We start from the raw sequence: 16,525 nt of genomic DNA, 5'->3' as shown, positions 1-16,525 counted from the left end.
CTATGTCTTTTGCATGTTGGAACATAGGTATTTGATTTTTTTTTATCTGCGCCCGCCGCCACGTGAGCCGCCACCGCTACTTCCGCCATAACTTCCGCCGCCACCGCTGCTACGGGTGCCGCCGGAATAACTTGGCGTGTATGAACGGGTAGGCGTGCTTGTTCTTGGTGTATAAGTGTTGTTGCTATTGTTGTTGTATTGGCGTGGTGCAGTGGTTTCTGAACGGGTGCCAGTACTCTGTCTAGGCGTATACGTCCTTGGTGAAGTAGAGTAGGAGTTGTTCCGTGTGCCCTGAGTGGTGTACGTGCGGCCATTCGTGTAGCGTCCGCGGGTGCCGTTGTACACATTGGAACGCCGGCCATTGTTGTAGGTGTAGGAATGATTGGAGTAATAGCTCCTGTGGCGTGGAGAATAATAGTAGTTGTTCCATCCCCAGCCGTAGTATGGATAATCCCAACCCCAGCCCCAGTAAGGGTAGCCGCCCCAACCCCAGCCAATGTTCCAACCCGGGCCGTACCATGAATTCCAACCCCAACCCCAATAGGAGCCGTACCAGTAGTTGTTCCAGCCCCAGTAAGGCCAGTTGCCGCCATAGACATTCACAGTTACGCCTTCAGTGTTGTCGCCCCATCCGCCGTAATTTGTAGCGGTTTGTTCTTGGACGACAGCCGAAGGCGTATCCTCATAAGAGGTATTGTAACTTTCAACGTCGGTAAAGATTTCAGAATTTTCGTTTTTGTAACTCGCGAAGTAATCTTTGCGGGTTGTGGTTTCCGGTTGCGCGGCAGCAGTGGTTTTTTCGGGATTGCTGTAGATGCCGTCGCTATCGTAATATGATGTGCTTTGATAACTGCCGCAGGACGCAGCCAGTAACGCGATGATTCCGACCAGCGAATACCGGCCGATTTTTCGATTTAACAAGTAATTGGTTTTCATGGCTATAGCGATTTTATTGTTGGAGATGACACAATACAACACAAAAATAGTTAGTTTTGCCGAACTATTTTAGTTAAAAAATCGAGCACAAGTTTTGTGCCAAAAGAACTCATTATGAGCAAGAATTTAACCCAGCGGTCTGAAGATTATTCCAAATGGTATAACGAACTGGTAGTGAAGGCAGATTTGGCCGAAAATTCCGGTGTTCGCGGTTGTATGGTCATCAAACCATACGGCTACGCCATCTGGGAAAAGATGCAACGGGAACTCGACCGGATGTTCAAGGAAACGGGCCATCAGAATGCTTATTTTCCGTTGTTCGTCCCAAAGAGTATGTTTGAGGCCGAAGAAACCAACGCAGAAGGTTTCGCGAAAGAATGCGCCATCGTTACCCATTATCGCCTGAAGGCCGATGAAACTAAGCCGGGAAAACTGATGGTAGATCCAAACGCGAAGCTCGAAGAAGAGCTGATTGTCCGCCCGACGAGCGAAGCCATCATCTGGAGCACTTACAAAAGCTGGGTGCAGTCCTACCGTGACTTGCCTTTGCTGATTAACCAATGGGCGAACGTCGTGCGCTGGGAAATGCGTACCCGTTTGTTTCTGCGCACTGCGGAATTTCTTTGGCAGGAAGGCCACACGGCGCATGCCACACGACAAGAAGCCATTGAGGAAACCGAAAAAATGATGAACGTATATGCGGATTTCGTTGAAAATTTCATGGCCATTCCGGTCATCAAAGGCATCAAGACTGCCAACGAGCGTTTTGCAGGTGCCGATGAGACCTATTGCATCGAAGCCTTGATGCAGGACGGAAAGGCGCTGCAGGCGGGCACGTCACATTTCCTCGGACAGAATTTCGCCAAGGCATTCGACGTAAAATTCGCCAATGCCGAAGGAAAACAAGAATATGTCTGGGGCACGTCTTGGGGTGTATCAACCCGTTTGATGGGTGCGCTCGTGATGACGCATTCAGACGATAAAGGACTGGTTTTGCCTCCGAATCTTGCTCCAATTCAAGTGGTCATCGTCCCGATTCATAAAACCGACGAGCAATTGTCGGCTATTGGAAACGTTGCAGATGAACTGATGGCAGGCCTGAAGGCGCGCGGCATTTCCGTTAAATACGACGACCGTACCACGCAAAAGCCCGGTTTCAAATTCAATGAATATGAATTGAAAGGCGTACCGTTGCGTATCGCCATCGGGCCAAATGACCTCGAGAACGGTACGTTTGAAATCGCCCGTCGCGACACGTTGACCAAGGAAACGGTAGCCATGGACAACGCCGTGGAATATCTTGCGACCAAACTCGATGAAATCCAGCAAAGCTTGTTCAATCGCGCCATGGAATACAGAAATACGCACATCACTGAAGTTGATGGTTTCGACGAGTTCAAGGATTTACTCGAAAGCAAAGGCGGATTCTTGTCGGCGCACTGGGACGGCACGCCGGAAACCGAGGAGAAAATCAAGGAATTGACCAAGGCTACCATCCGATGCATCCCGTTGGATCGCGTCGCGGAAGCAGGAAAATGCGTCTTTACCGGCAAGCCATCTGCGGGTAGGGTGCTGTTTGCCAAGGCTTACTGAGAAAAAATAAAAAAAAAGCAACGCCACTATTGCGCGAACAAAAAATAGTTGTATTTTTGCATCCGCATTACGGCAATGGCCCGTTCGTCTATCGGTTAGGACGCCAGGTTTTCATCCTGGTAAGAAGGGTTCGATTCCCTTACGGGCTACAAAGTTCAAAGTTTTTTGACACACGCTAGAAGAACAAAGGTCCGTTCGTCTAGGGGTTAGGACGCCAGGTTTTCATCCTGGTAACAGGGGTTCGATTCCCCTACGGACTACTTATTTTACAAAAAATTATTTTAAGAAATGGCAAATCATAAGTCAGCTTTAAAAAGAATCAGAAGTAACGAGAAAAGAAGAGTACTGAACAGGTACCAGCACAAAACTACGCGTAATGCCATCAAGGCTTTGCGTATGGCTACCGACAAGTCTGAAGCTGCAGGTAAATTGTCTGCCGTGATTTCCATGATCGACAAATTGGCCAAGAAAAACGTAATCCACAACAATAAAGCTTCTAACTTGAAGTCTAAGTTGACCAGGCACGTTGCGAAAATGTAATCGTGACTTTATATAAAGAACGAAGCCCTCAACCGAGGGCTTTTTTTATTCCTTGTAGTAACCGGCTTTTAATTCTTCCAGCATTTCCATGGTAATCGGTTTAGACATGAAATCGAGTACCATCGGGTAAGTCTTCGCGTTCTGTACGTCTTGCGGATCAATGGTTGACGACAAGACGATTACTTTCGTATTCGGGAAAAAATGGGCGTATGTCTTAGAAAAATTGTCCAGGAATTCCCAACCGCCCATAACCGGCATGTTCAAGTCCAGGAAAATCAATTCCGGGAATTCTTCTTCGTTTTCCTGTAGGATCAAATTGTCAAAATAGTGCAAGGCATCTTCGCCGTTCTGCGCCGAATCCGTATGGCGCGAGAAGTTGGCACGCGTGATGACTTTCCTGCACAGCATCAGTGTAATCGGGTCGTCATCAACGCATAAAATTTTGTTCAGCATGAGTTATTGGGGTTGTTTATTTTTAAAAGTCAGGGTAAACGTGGTGCCTTTGTTGACCTCGCTCTGCACCGTAATCGATCCGCCCATGGTTTCCACCTGTGATTTCACCAGATAAAGCCCGAGGCCTTTGCTGTCCGGATAATTGTGGAAGCGCTGGTACAGCCCGAAAATCTTGTCGGCGTTGCGTTCCAAATCGATGCCGATACCGTTGTCCTTAAAGGTCAGGATGATATTGTCGCCGACTTCCTTCGAGGCGATGTTGATGCGCAACTGCCGTCCGGTAGCGCGGTATTTGATCGCATTGGTCAAGAGATTGAGCAAGATGCTTTCCAGGTAGGATTTGTTCATGCTCGGAATCGAGACTTTTTTCAACTCAATCTTGATGATGGGTTTGTGCAGGCTGATCAGGAAACTCAATTGGTTGAAGACATTTTCGAAGACATCTTGAATCAATACGTCTTCGGTTTCAATGGACGGATTGTCCTTGATGATGATGACTTTCACCAAATCGTTGATGGTTTCGTTGAGCAGGTGCGTGGATTTCGAAAATCCGTCGAGGACTTCCTTGAGTTCCGGATTGTCTACCGGAATATCCTCAATGAGGTTCAACAATCCGGTCAAATTCGACAATGGCGCGCGCAAGTTGTGCGACGTGATATATGAGAATTGTTTCAAATCCTTGTTATTCTGCGTCAATTCCCGAATGAGTTGCTCTTTTTCTTTTTCCTGGCGTTTCTCCTCGGTGATGTCGCGCTGAATCGAAATCCAGTGGGAATGTTCGCCTTCTTTGTTGGTGATTGGGATCATCGAGAAATTCACCCAATATTCCTCGCCACTTTTCTTTTTGTTCAGCGTTTCGAATTTGAAATCCTTCTTGTCGCGTAAGGCTTCGGACAATTTTGCAAATTCGTTGGCGATGGATTTCCGTCCCATGAAAATAGCCGGTGATTTCCCGACGACTTCCTTGGATTTGTAACCGGTCATCTGGCTGAACGCCGGATTTACGAACACGATTTTTGGGATGCTGTTGCTGGCTTTTTCCGATTCACTGATGATGACCGCGTCCTTGGTTTGCGTGACCACGGTTTCCAGCAATTTCAGTCGTTGTTCTTCCTCTTTTTGCTTGGTGATGTCCTGCAGCGCACCAATCATCCTGATGGGTTTGCCGTTTTCGTCTTTTACCAAAAATGCCCGGTCGTTCACGTACCTGTAAGTGCCGTCTGCGCAGGCGAAACGGTATTCGTCCTGCCATTTTTCCACTTTTTCCTCAAGGAAATTGTAGAGTTTTACCGAAATCCGGATGCTGTCTTCGGGGTGAATCCTTTCAAACCACCAGTTGGACGTCTTGCCGACATTTTCTCTCTTATAACCGAAAACACCTTGAATGCCTTTGTTCCATTCAAAAGTATTTTCTTGGATTTTCCAATCCCAAATGGTATCGCTTGTTGCTTTCGCCACGATGTCGTAGCGTTCTTTCGCGGTCTCGGTTTCCTCGAAGGCGCTGCGGTTTTCAATCAATACCCCGATGAGGTTGGCCACGCGCTCCAGCAAATTGACTTCTTCTTTCTGGGGTTCGCGAACCGATTTGAAATAGACGGCGAACGAAGCCATGACTTTGCCCGTTCGCTTCTTGACGGGCACAGACCAGCACGCCTTGAAACCATACGGTTCCACAATAGGAAGAAACGGTTTCCAGAGTTCGCTGTTCGGGATGTCCGACACAAAAACGCTCTTGCCCGTGTACATTGCCGTGCCGCATGATCCGGCGATTGCACCGATTTCCATACTTTCCACTGCGGTGATGTAGTTGTGGTCAAGCCCGTGTCCGGAGAGGTGACGTACTTTGTTTTCGTCAGTCAGTTGCAGGATAGAGCAAATGCTGTTGGGAATGAGCACTTCCATATTACTGATGACTTTCCCGACCACCGTATCAAAACTGATTTTTGGGTTGGCATTCAACTCGTAAATCTCCTTTTCGAATGCAAGAATCGTCTCTTGGAACTTCCGCGTGGAAATGTCCTGCATCGCGCCGATTTTCTTCTGTGGTGCGCCATTGCGCCAAATCACGTTGAAACGGTCCAGTATGTCGGCATACGAGCCGTTGCTGCGCAGGAAGCGATATTCTACTTCAAAGTGCGTTTTCTTTGGATTTTCGATGGATTTCATGAAAAAATCCCACAACCTGTCCACATCGTCCGGATGCACTTTCGATTTGAAGAAGTCCAGGTTTGTCGTATCTTTTTCGAATGAATATCCGAAAAGCGTATGGTAATTCACGCCCGAAATGTATATCTGGTCGGTCGCGAAATCATAGTCATAAATGGCATTGCTCGTCGCCTTGACAATTGCTTCAAAACGTTCGTTGGTTTCCCTCACACGGCGTTCGTTTTCCACACGTGTGGTAACGTCGCGCGAATTGACGACGAAGCCGTTGATGGATTCATCGCGCAGGGTGTTTGATGCGATGGATTCCACCCAAACCCAATGGCCTTTTTTGTGTTTAAACCTAAACTGCGACGTAAAAATTCGCTTTCTGGTCAGCAGTGCGCTGTACAATTTGATGGTGCGATAATAATCGTCCGGATGGATGAAATCCGCAATGTTTTTATGGGCCAGCTCGATGGGTTTGTAGCCCAATACTGCGTCATGGTTCGGGCTGGCGTAAGTAATCGTGCCATCTGGTTGCAGGATGGTGATGAGGTCGCCGCCTTCCTGTATCAAGGATTTGAATCGTTTCTCGCTGGCCAGCAGCGCCCGTTCAGATTTAATCCGGTCGGTCATATCCACGGCAAGTACCAGTCGGGCTTTTCGGCCTTCAAATTCAATATGGTTGCTCTCGATTTGGACATCCATGATGTCGCCGTTTTTCTTGCGATGCCGGAAGCTGCCTTTTGCAAAGTTCTCTTCCTTCCGGAGTTTGCTTACCCGTTTCTTGACCATTTCCACGTCTTCCTTTGGGCGGATGTCCAGGATGCTCATCTGCAAGAATTCTTCCTTGGTGAAACCATACGCGCGAACGGCTGCATCGTTTACGTTCAGGAATTGCAGCGTTTTCACATCGTAGATCCATTTTGGCAACGGGCTGTTTTGGAACAGGCTTTCGTAACGCTGTTCCCAGTCGGCAAGTTTGGAAAGGATGGCTTTTTTTTCCAGATGGAGGCCAATGGTTCTGGCCATCAGTCGTGGGGTGAGTTCGCTGAGGAGTATATAGTCTGACGCTGCCACCAAGAGTTTTTGCGCCTTCGCTTCATCTTTGTCTGTTGCAATGAGGATTGTAGGGCATAACCGGATGCTGTCACGCAGAAAGGCGTCAAGCTTTCGAACCGAAGAAACGTCCGCCAATACCACGTCAACCTTGCCCGGCACAAGTAGTTTTTTTGCCTTGGCTGTGGTATCGGCGCGCACAATGGCTGGTTTGTTACCGCCGGCCGTCAGGCAGTTTTCAATCTGCAAGGCATGAGGCTGGGAATCGGTCAGGACCAGAACGTTAATGTCTGTCGCAACGGCAATCATGTAATTGTCATTAATAGGCTCACGGTTTTTTAGGCCAGTTTCAGGGATTTGGGCAAGGACAAATATAGCCAAAAACGGCGCAATCCGGCCACGAAACCCCTAATTTGCATCCACGCTAAAAATAGGACAATTATTGCTGTCTAACGGGTGCGGTTTTCCAAACTTGTCAACAATAAAAGGGGTTAGTTGTCAACAAAAAACGGCCGCTAAAACGCCTAAAAATAGTTGCCGGATTATCAAAAAATAAACGCTACCTTTGCCGCTCAAAATTTTGATATGGAAGCCATCAGGAATATTGCCATCATTGCCCACGTTGACCACGGAAAAACGACCTTGGTTGACAAAATCATGTACCATTGCCAGTTGTTTCGCGACAATGAAAACACCGGCGATCTAATCTTGGACAACAACGATTTGGAACGTGAACGCGGCATTACCATTACTTCGAAGAACGTTTCGGTGACCTACAAAGGCACGAAAATAAACATCATCGATACCCCGGGTCACGCCGATTTTGGTGGCGAAGTGGAGCGCGTCCTGAACATGGCCGATGGCGTTTTGTTGCTGGTGGATGCTTTTGAAGGCCCGATGCCGCAGACGCGTTTCGTGTTGCAAAAAGCGCTTGACCTCGGCAAGAAACCTTGCGTGGTTATCAATAAAGTCGATAAAGAAAACTGTACACCCGAAGAGGTCCACGAGAAAGTATTTGACCTGATGTTCGAACTCGGCGCCGAAGAATGGCAGTTGGATTTCCCGACGGTTTACGGATCGGCCAAGCAAAACTGGATGTCCGACGACTGGCGCAATAAAACAGAAAACATAGAGCCGCTTCTGGACATGGTGTTGGAACACATTCCGGCACCCAAAGTGTCTGAAGGCACGCCGCAAATGCTCATCACATCACTGGATTTCTCGTCCTTTACCGGACGTATCGCCATTGGCCGTCTGGAGCGCGGTATATTGCGTGAAAATATGCCGATTTCCCTCGTCAAGCGCGATGGTAAAGTCATAAAGTCGCGCATCAAGGAATTGCACACGTTTGAAGGTTTGGGCCGCAAGAAAGTCGAGGAAGTCAAAGCCGGCGACATCTGCGCCATCGTAGGGATTGAAGGGTTTGAGATTGGCGACACGGTAGCCGATTTCGAGAATCCGGAAGCCTTGAAAACCATTGCCATCGATGAACCGACCATGAGCATGTTGTTCACCATCAACGATTCACCGTTCTTCGGCAAGGAAGGTAAATTCGTGACCTCGCGCCACATCAAAGACCGTTTGGCGAAAGAGCTTGAGAAAAACCTCGCTTTGCGCGTCAACGATACCGATTCCGCAGATAAATTCATGGTGTTTGGCCGTGGCGTGTTGCACTTGTCGGTACTCATCGAAACCATGCGCCGCGAAGGCTACGAACTCCAGATCGGGCAGCCGCAGGTCATCATCAAGGAAGTCGACGGCGTGAAATGCGAACCTATCGAAGAATTGACCATTGACCTTCCGGAGAATTTATCTGGCCGTGCCGTGGAATTCGTGACCGTCCGCAAAGGCGAAATGCTCTCCATGGAAACCAAGGGCGAACGCATGATCATCAAATTCAACATCCCGTCGCGCGGCATCATCGGGCTTCGAAATGCCTTGTTGACGGCGACGGCGGGCGAGGCCATCATGGCACACCGTTTCATCGGGTACGAGCCATTCAAGGGCGAAATCTCAGGCCGTATCAACGGTTCCTTGATTTCAATGGAGAACGGCAAGGCGATTCCGTACTCGATCAACAAACTGCAGGATCGCGGCAAGTTCTTCGTTGATCCTAACGAAGACATTTACGAAGGGCAGGTCGTGGGTGAAAACTCGCGCGCCGATGATATGGTCATCAACATTACGAAAACCAAGCAGCTCACGAACTTCCGTTCTGCCGGTGCCGACGACAAGACGCGCATTACGCCTGCCATCAAGTTTTCATTGGAAGAAGCGCTCGAATACATCCAGAAGGATGAATACGTAGAAGTGACGCCGAAGTCTATCCGCCTCAGGAAAATCTACCTGAACGAGAACGACCGGAAACGTTACAAGATTGAATAATGAAAGCCGCCTGAATGGGCGGTTTTTTTTTGCCGTGGATTTTACAAAATCTATTTCGATACATTTGTGGGGCAAATCAGCTTCAAGCCAACATGCCTAAAATCTACGCTTTACCAATACTCGGTCGTCTTATATTTCTGTCGGTATTCGTTTTGGTGTTCACCAACGCAAATGCGCAAAACAATGTTGATTCGCTGAAGCAGGTCATCAAAAGCCCTGTTCATGATACCACGAAATTGAAAGCGATCGGTTATCTGCTGAACAATCTTCCCAACTCGGCGAAAGAATACGACTTTTACAATGAAATGTTCAGGCGCACCGCCTTGCACGCGCTACAATCCAAAAACCTGCACCCGCTGGTAAAAGAGCGCGGCTACGATGCTTTGGCGGTTTACCATGTGAACAAAGCTTTTCAATCTATGCAAACGGATTATTTGCGCACGATTAAATACCTGAACATCAGCTTACAGTATTACGATCCCAAATACTTCGTCAGTAAAAAGTATGCTTGGGGCGGAAGAGGAAATGTGTTGATTTGCCTGGGTGTCATGTACAACAAAATAGGGAATACCCAACAAGCTATCAACAACTATTTTGAAGCGCTGCGTATCCTGGAAAAACGAAAAGATGACAGTTCCACGTCGTATGCATATCAAAGTATCGCCAACCTTTATAAGGAACAAAATAAATACAAACAGGCGTTGGCGTATTATGTCAAAGCCTATGATATTTATTATAAAAGCGACAAGCTGAGTTATCAGGATAACATCCAAAAGGCCTTGCTTTTCGCCAATATAGGGAAGTGCCATCAGGCGTTGCAACAATGCGAACTGGCAGGCGTGTATTTGAATAAAGGCCTTGAGGTTGCCGAGCGGTTAAAGGATAAAGACCTGTTGTCCGAACTGTATTTTAACCTGGGCAAGAACGCAGACCAGTGCAATGGCGATATCGGTAAAGCGCAGGCGGACTATCAAAAGAGCCTGTCTTATAGCACGTTGCCCGAGAACAATGCCAACGCGCACATTGCCATCGGGCAGGTATTGCTCAGACAGAAAAAGTACGCCGATGCCGAGCGGAACCTGAGAACCGGATTGGACGTCGCCAGAAAAATCAAACATCTGGAATTCCAGAAGCAGGCACTTGAGCATTTGTCGGTCTTGTACAAACAGCAGAGACAATTCGAAAAAGCGCTCGAAGCAACGCAAGAATTTGCAGTGATCAAAGACAGTATCAAAAAATTTGAGAACGACAATGCGTTGACCAAGAAGCAATTGCAATATGAATACGACGCCAAACAAAGCAAGATGCGGCTGGAGCAGGAGCGGAAGCTCAGTGCGGTGAAATTGGAGAACCAAAAGGAAGCCGCTTTTAAAAACAACCTGTTGATCGGGCTTTCGGGTGCATTGTTGCTGCTTTTTGCCATTGGCTACTTTCAATATAGAAATGGCAAACAAAAACAGGCGATTGCCCAGTTCGAAAAAAAGTCGCTCCGCCAGAAGTTGTTGTTGAGCCAGATGAATCCGCATTTTATCTTCAATTCCATCGACAACATCCAGAGCCTGATCCACAACAAGCAAGAAAACGAAGCCGTGAAATACCTGACCAAGTTTTCGAGTTTGACGCGTCAGATTCTGGAGAACTCCAATGAAAATTATATTTCCTTGACCGAAGAACTGGCGATGATCGACAACTATTTGGTGATCCAACAACTGCTGTACAACAATAATTTCGATTTCAAGGTGAACGTCGAGGACGACATGGATACCGATTTGATTTTACTGCCGCCGATGCTCACGCAGCCCTTTATAGAAAATGCGATCAAACACGGGCTGAAGTCAAAAGAAAAAGGATTTATTTTCATCAGTTTTACGTTCAAAGATCAGAAACTTGTTTTTGAAGTGATCGATAACGGCGTAGGATTTAAAAATGAAAATACCGGCAGTAAGAAATCCATGGCGATGCGGATTACCCAAGAACGGCTCGCGTGGATGTCAAACGAAAGCGATTTTAAGGTGCATGTCGAGAATAGGGTGGACGACGCGGGTACGGTTATCGGCGCCAAAGTTTTTTTTGAGATACCGTATATTTACGAAAAATAAAACCACATGTTACGAGCCGTTATTATTGAAGATATCGATGCCATACGACGAAAGAATATTGATGTCATCAAGGCCAATTGTCCGAACATTGCGGTTATCGGACAGGCGAACAGCGTCGAAAGCGGCGTCAATCTGATCCGACAGATTATTCCGGATATCGTTTTCCTGGACGTGGAAATGCCGGACGGAACCGGTTTTGATTTGCTCCAGAAACTCGCCCCGATTCACTTCAAAGTCATCTTCATCACCGGATATGAGGATTTCGCCATCAGGGCATTCCGCTTCAGCGCGATTGATTATTTGTTGAAACCCCTCGACCCGGCCGATTTGGTGGAAGCGGTAAATAAAGCGGAGGAATCGCTCAGTAAAGACGTCCTGGAATTGAAACTCAATACGCTGTTTTCAAACCTTGAACGCCCAAAAAATCTACAGAAATTGATCCTGAAAACGGCCGAAAAGATTTATTCGGTCAATATCCAGGACATTGTGAATTGCGAATCCGACAAGAATTATACGACGTTTTATTTCATCAACGCGCCCAAACTGGTTGTTTCCACAACGTTGAAGGAATATGAAACCTTGCTCAAGCCCTTTCAGTTTTTCCGTGCGCACCAATCGCATCTCATTAATATGCTGTACTTCGATCACTTCATCAAAAACGACGGTGGCAACACGATTGTGATGAAGAACAAGAACAAAGTGCCGCTCGCGATCCGAAAGAAGGAAGAGTTTTTGGCGCTGATTGACAATTTATAGGATTTTTGTTCAAACGAATTTTCAACCACAACCTACAAACTTTCATGTGCGGTTGCCGAATGTTCATTTCCATAATAGGGCTTTCTTTTAATCTATAGTTTTAGGGCTTGTATAGCATTACAACCTCTAAAACTGAATTAAAAATGAAAGGGATTATCTCCAGTTATCTTCACAAAAAAAATGCAATTGCCTTACTTGTCAGTGCGCTTTTGTTTTCAACAACAATTACAGCACAGTGTACCAATGGAACAGGCTCTAATTCAGCCTTTACGCCCAATTATTCAGGTAATCTTGAAACCATTCAAAGCATTAGTGCGGGTCATTTTGCCAAGGTGAACATATTGCCCAATAAGTACTACACTTTCGTGTCAACGCTTCAAAATCAAGCGTCCAACGGTTATACAGGCTTTATAACCATTACCAATGAAGACGGTTCTTTAGTTTTAGCGAATGGTTATGGAAGTTCTCCGCTCTTTTGGGAATCCAGTGCCAATACGGGGGTTATTCGATTTTACGTTCACACTTCCGCAAATTGCAATACCTCAACTGCGAATTATAATTATTCCATCGCAAGTTACAACTCACTTTGCGCCGCGCCGACAAATTTGACGACCACCAATATCACCAATACCAGTGCGACGCTGAATTGGACGCCACCTGTTTCGGCGCCTGCGAATGGTTATCAATATTACATCAGTCAGACCAGTACGCCGCCGCTCAATAACGATTCAACGCCTCCGACAGGTTATTCCTTGACGAGTAGTAAAGTGATCAACAACCTTAACCAAAATACCACTTACTATTGGTGGGTTCGGTCGAGCTGTGGCACCCAAAATACCATTTGGATCTATTACGGTTCTTTTACGACGGCGGCAACCATTTGTAACCAGCCTTCTAATTTGTCGGTGAGTGCGATAACAGGAAATTCTGCCTTGCTGTCTTGGACGGCACCTTCACCAACGCCATCGGATGGCTACCAGTATTTTTATAACACCACCGGAGCTACACCCATCAATGCATTTGACGTCAGTAACACGAGTGTTACCTTGAATGGTCTACAACCCAACACGACCTATTATTACTGGGTAAAGTCTGTTTGCGGTTTCAATATATTTAGCCCGTGGTTATTTGGAGGCTCTTTTACTACTTTGAACGGACAGTTTTGTAATGTTGCCACCTACGGATTGCATCCTCCAGCTACATTTACGCCTGCCTGCACCGGAACAGCAGAAAATATCGCAATCGATGCCTACGCAGGGGAATACAGCAACGTGGCCATTACGGCCAATACCAACTATACGTTTTCCAGTTCTGTTGCTACAGATTATATCACATTGACCAGCCAAGACGGAAACACACTCCTGACGAAAGGAACGACACCGTTGTCTTGGAACTCCGGAACCAACTCAGGCGTAATCCGCTATTATTTTCATAAAAGCGCTGCCTGCGATAGCGAAAACGTCGATCGAACCCGTTCTATCACCTGTAGCAGTTCGGCCAGTTGTCTTCCGCCTTCGAATTTGTTGAGTTTTGATGTAAGCAGTTCAACCGCTTCCATCAGTTGGACGGCTTCTTCATCCAATCCGTCATTGTACGATGTGTATATCAGTACATCGGCTACGGCGCCAACCGCGGGAACAACGCCCAACGGAAATATTGATGCAACTGCAGCCACCATCAACAATTTATCGCCCTCAACGACCTATTATTTTTGGGTACGGTCTGATTGCGGCGCCTTGGAAAGTGTCTGGGTTTCTGGCGGAAGTTTCACGACAACAGGAGCCAGTTGCAACGCGCCTTCCAATATCACGAAGTCGAATATCACCAGCAGTACGGCGCAGATCAATTGGTCGGCGGCAACACCAAGTCCTGCCAGCGGCTACCAGTTTTATTACAGCACGAGCAATATTGCGCCCACAGGTGCCACGACGCCATCGGGAAGTACTGCGCTCACCAATACAACACTCAATGGATTAAGTGCCTCTACGACATACTACGTTTGGGTGCGTTCGAACTGCGGTTCGGCAACAAGCAACTGGGTATCGGGCGGAAGTTTTACGACTGCGGCAGCGGTATGCAATCCGCCGTCTGGTTTGATCAGTTTCAGCATAACCAGTAACTCAGCCGGGATAAGTTGGACCGCTGCCGTTCCGGCGCCAGAGCAGTATGATGTCTATTTCAGTACATCCAGTGTCGCTCCTAATGCCGGTACAATTCCCATAGGCAGTGTGTCTGGTGTGTCGGCAACGTTGATTGAATTGTCGGCCAATACAACCTATTATTTCTGGGTACGTTCTGATTGTTCATCTACCCAAAGTGCTTGGTCGGCAGTGGGAACGTTCACTACGCTTGTGGCGGTTCCCGGGTGCACCAACGCCTCGTTCGGCCAGTTTCCGGACGCCACTTTTACGCCATCTTGTGACGGTTCAGACGAGTTGATCGTAATCAATGCTTATGCGGGCGAATATTCGTTGGTGAATATCGTTGCCAATAGACAGTACACGTTCCAAAGCGACGTCGAAACCGATTACATTACCATTACCAATCAGGATGCAACGGCGACCTATGCTTATGGCACGACACCGTTGGTTTGGAACTCGGGGAGCAGCAGTGGTGTCATCAGGTATTATTTCCATACAAACGCGGGCTGCGGCGAGCAAAACCAAGATCGCGGACGCTACATCCGTTGCCAGACGCCGCCACCGTGTAATGCACCGGCCGGCGTGTGGGTCACAAACGTCACATTCAACGGCGCACAATTGGGTTGGGCAACGGCGTTTCCACAACCGTCGAATGGTTATCAGTATTACGTAAGCACGTCGGCTACCGCACCAACTGCCGCTACTGTCCCAACGGGTACTGCAGCGACCAATTCTGCGGTGCTTTCGTCCTTACAGCCACAAACGACTTATTACTTTTGGGTACGCACCAATTGCGGCGGTACGCCTAGTGTCTGGACCGCCACGGCCGGAACATTCACTACGTCTGCGCAACCGCTTCCAGGCTGTACGGAAGCGCCATACGGCGAATTCCCCAGTTCGGTATTTACGCCCAACTGCACAGGAAGCAACCAAATCATTGTCTCAAACGCCTATGCCGGCGAGTATTCGCGCGTGAATGTCGTGGCGAACCGGCAATACACGTTCAGCAGTTCGGTGGACACTGATTATGTGACGATCATGGACGTGAATGCCACTACCACCTTGGCGCACGGCGCATCGCCATTGTTATGGGATTCGGGTAGCACCGCCGGTGTCATTCGTTATTATTTGCATACCGATGCGTCTTGCGGCACCGCGGATGTTGACAGGATACGCTACATTTCCTGTGCTGCCACATTGGGTGAAGTAACTGCCGAGATCACCTCGCTGGAATGGCATCCGAACCCGGTGAAGGACAGGTTGTATTTAAGTCATGAAGACATTATAGACCAAGTTGAGGTTGTGGATGTACTAGGGCAAATCGTGAAGACTGAACTACCGAATCAATCCAGTGTTGCCATTGACTTTACCAATGTAGCGGAAGGCGTTTACTTAATAAAAGTTTTGTCTGAAGGTCGCGCCAAGACCTTCCGGATCGTAAAAGAGTAGTAATAGTTTTTCATTTCAAAAGGCCGCTTCTTTCTTGGGAGTGGCCTTTTGCTTTAAAGCCCTAACAAGAAGAACAACGGTTGATCAACGCGTACCGCCCAGGAAGTTTCGGAGTGGTCCAAACCCTTAAATTCGCGTGTCATCCAGTTTTTATCGGTGTAGCCGATGGCTTCCATGATGGCGTCAGCCTTCAACTGGTATGGTTTATAGACGGCATCGAGCGTTTGGTCACCGTAATCGAAATAGAATTTATGGACTTTCGGATCCGGGATATTGGCGGTCATGTAGTCAAAGAAAGCCTTCGGGATCGGATTGGTCTTTTCGTTTTCCATGACACCGGGCCAATGTGTAGACAAGCACATCGCGCCGCCAAAAACATCTGGGTATTCGCAAACCGCATACATCGAAATCAATCCGCCCATGCTGGAACCGCCGATGAATGTGTCGGTTGGGCCAGATTTTACCGAGAAATTTTTGTCGATGAAAGGCTTGAGTTCCTTGACGATAAATTTAAGGTAATTGTCTGAACTTACTTTCGTCCCGAACAGGGGTTGCCCATCGCGCTTGAGTGCATACAGCGAATCCTGTGTTTTCTTCGGGAGTGATTCAAAAGGTTTTTGCGGAAAATAATTGCTGTGTCTTACGCCCGCTACATTGGAAATGCCCACAACGATGAATTTTTTCGTGGCGTTCTGCCGGATCAATTCACCGGCGACTTCATCAATTTGCCATTCTTGTTTGTTCCAGGTCTTGTTCGCGTCAAATAACATTTGCCCGTCGTGCATGTACAACACCGCATATTGTTCTTTCGGGTTGTAACCTTCTGGAAACCAAATGTCAACGTTGCGCGGTTCGATGAACTTCGATTCGAACTTTTCGTAATGTTTGATGGAACCCGTTTCCGGAACCATTTGCGCCGATGCCGAAGCAATGGTGAGCAGCAGTAACAAAGTCAAACGTTTTTTCATT

Annotated in this window: 10 protein-coding genes and 2 tRNA genes; 8 read left to right on the top strand and 4 right to left on the bottom strand. The window is 47.6% G+C overall.

Annotated elements, in window-relative coordinates:
* Positions 1 to 42: 42 nt before the first annotated feature.
* The gene (locus ACM9J1_RS06145; protein WP_415581145.1) at positions 43 to 936 is read right to left on the bottom strand and encodes a hypothetical protein; all 894 of its coding nucleotides are present in this window, start codon (positions 934 to 936) and stop codon (positions 43 to 45) included.
* Positions 937 to 1,050: 114 nt separating this feature from the next.
* On the opposite strand from ACM9J1_RS06145, the gene proS reads away from it, so the two are divergent.
* The 4 genes from proS (at position 1,051) to rpsT (ending at position 3,069) form a co-directional block, all read left to right on the top strand.
* The gene (proS, locus tag ACM9J1_RS06140) at positions 1,051 to 2,529 is read left to right on the top strand and encodes a proline--tRNA ligase (RefSeq protein ID WP_415581143.1); all 1,479 of its coding nucleotides are present in this window, start codon (positions 1,051 to 1,053) and stop codon (positions 2,527 to 2,529) included.
* 77 nt (positions 2,530 to 2,606) lie between these two features.
* A tRNA-Glu gene (locus ACM9J1_RS06135) sits at positions 2,607 to 2,678 on the top strand.
* 39 nt (positions 2,679 to 2,717) lie between these two features.
* Positions 2,718 to 2,789 (top strand) — tRNA-Glu (locus ACM9J1_RS06130).
* 28 nt (positions 2,790 to 2,817) lie between these two features.
* A complete protein-coding gene (gene rpsT / locus ACM9J1_RS06125) occupies positions 2,818 to 3,069 on the top strand; it encodes a 30S ribosomal protein S20 (RefSeq protein ID WP_415581141.1) in 252 nt (83 codons plus the stop codon).
* Between the two features lie 45 nt (positions 3,070 to 3,114).
* Here the strand turns inward: rpsT and ACM9J1_RS06120 are convergent, their stop codons facing one another.
* Positions 3,115 to 3,522, bottom strand: coding sequence for a response regulator (locus tag ACM9J1_RS06120; protein WP_415581139.1), 408 nt, complete (start codon positions 3,520 to 3,522; stop codon positions 3,115 to 3,117).
* A 3-nt stretch (positions 3,523 to 3,525) separates the two neighbouring features.
* A complete protein-coding gene (locus ACM9J1_RS06115) occupies positions 3,526 to 7,035 on the bottom strand; it encodes a PAS domain S-box protein (RefSeq protein ID WP_415581137.1) in 3,510 nt (1,169 codons plus the stop codon).
* Between the two features lie 276 nt (positions 7,036 to 7,311).
* On the opposite strand from ACM9J1_RS06115, the gene typA reads away from it, so the two are divergent.
* From typA to ACM9J1_RS06095, 4 genes are all read left to right on the top strand, one after another.
* Complete coding sequence (gene typA, locus ACM9J1_RS06110; RefSeq protein ID WP_415581135.1) at positions 7,312 to 9,111, top strand: translational GTPase TypA; 1,800 nt, start codon at positions 7,312 to 7,314, stop codon at positions 9,109 to 9,111.
* Positions 9,112 to 9,203: 92 nt separating this feature from the next.
* Positions 9,204 to 11,210 (top strand): tetratricopeptide repeat-containing sensor histidine kinase, encoded by a 2,007-nt coding sequence (locus ACM9J1_RS06105; protein ID WP_415581133.1) that lies wholly within the window; start codon positions 9,204 to 9,206, stop codon positions 11,208 to 11,210.
* 6 nt (positions 11,211 to 11,216) lie between these two features.
* On the top strand, positions 11,217 to 11,966 hold the full coding sequence (locus ACM9J1_RS06100; protein WP_415581132.1) for a LytR/AlgR family response regulator transcription factor: 750 nt from the start codon (positions 11,217 to 11,219) through the stop codon (positions 11,964 to 11,966).
* 605 nt (positions 11,967 to 12,571) lie between these two features.
* A complete protein-coding gene (locus ACM9J1_RS06095) occupies positions 12,572 to 15,556 on the top strand; it encodes a fibronectin type III domain-containing protein (RefSeq protein WP_415581130.1) in 2,985 nt (994 codons plus the stop codon).
* A 53-nt stretch (positions 15,557 to 15,609) separates the two neighbouring features.
* Here the strand turns inward: ACM9J1_RS06095 and ACM9J1_RS06090 are convergent, their stop codons facing one another.
* A complete protein-coding gene (locus ACM9J1_RS06090; protein WP_415581128.1) occupies positions 15,610 to 16,524 on the bottom strand; it encodes an alpha/beta hydrolase in 915 nt (304 codons plus the stop codon).
* Position 16,525 lies beyond the last annotated feature (1 nt).

Source organism: Flavobacterium longum (assembly GCF_965137575.1).
Taxonomy (GTDB): Bacteria; Bacteroidota; Bacteroidia; order Flavobacteriales; family Flavobacteriaceae; genus Flavobacterium; species Flavobacterium longum.
Note: the sequence above shows the minus strand (reverse complement) of the source record. Positions and strands in the feature narration are given on the sequence as shown.

Coding starts and splice junctions, on each gene's coding strand:
- ACM9J1_RS06145 (WP_415581145.1), bottom strand. CDS start 936: ATGAAAACCAATTACTTGTTAAATCGAAAAATCGGCCGGTATTCGCTG.
- typA (WP_415581135.1), top strand. CDS start 7,312: ATGGAAGCCATCAGGAATATTGCCATCATTGCCCACGTTGACCACGGA.
- ACM9J1_RS06115 (WP_415581137.1), bottom strand. CDS start 7,035: ATGATTGCCGTTGCGACAGACATTAACGTTCTGGTCCTGACCGATTCC.
- ACM9J1_RS06120 (WP_415581139.1), bottom strand. CDS start 3,522: ATGCTGAACAAAATTTTATGCGTTGATGACGACCCGATTACACTGATG.
- rpsT (WP_415581141.1), top strand. CDS start 2,818: ATGGCAAATCATAAGTCAGCTTTAAAAAGAATCAGAAGTAACGAGAAA.
- ACM9J1_RS06100 (WP_415581132.1), top strand. CDS start 11,217: ATGTTACGAGCCGTTATTATTGAAGATATCGATGCCATACGACGAAAG.
- ACM9J1_RS06105 (WP_415581133.1), top strand. CDS start 9,204: ATGCCTAAAATCTACGCTTTACCAATACTCGGTCGTCTTATATTTCTG.
- proS (WP_415581143.1), top strand. CDS start 1,051: ATGAGCAAGAATTTAACCCAGCGGTCTGAAGATTATTCCAAATGGTAT.
- ACM9J1_RS06090 (WP_415581128.1), bottom strand. CDS start 16,524: ATGAAAAAACGTTTGACTTTGTTACTGCTGCTCACCATTGCTTCGGCA.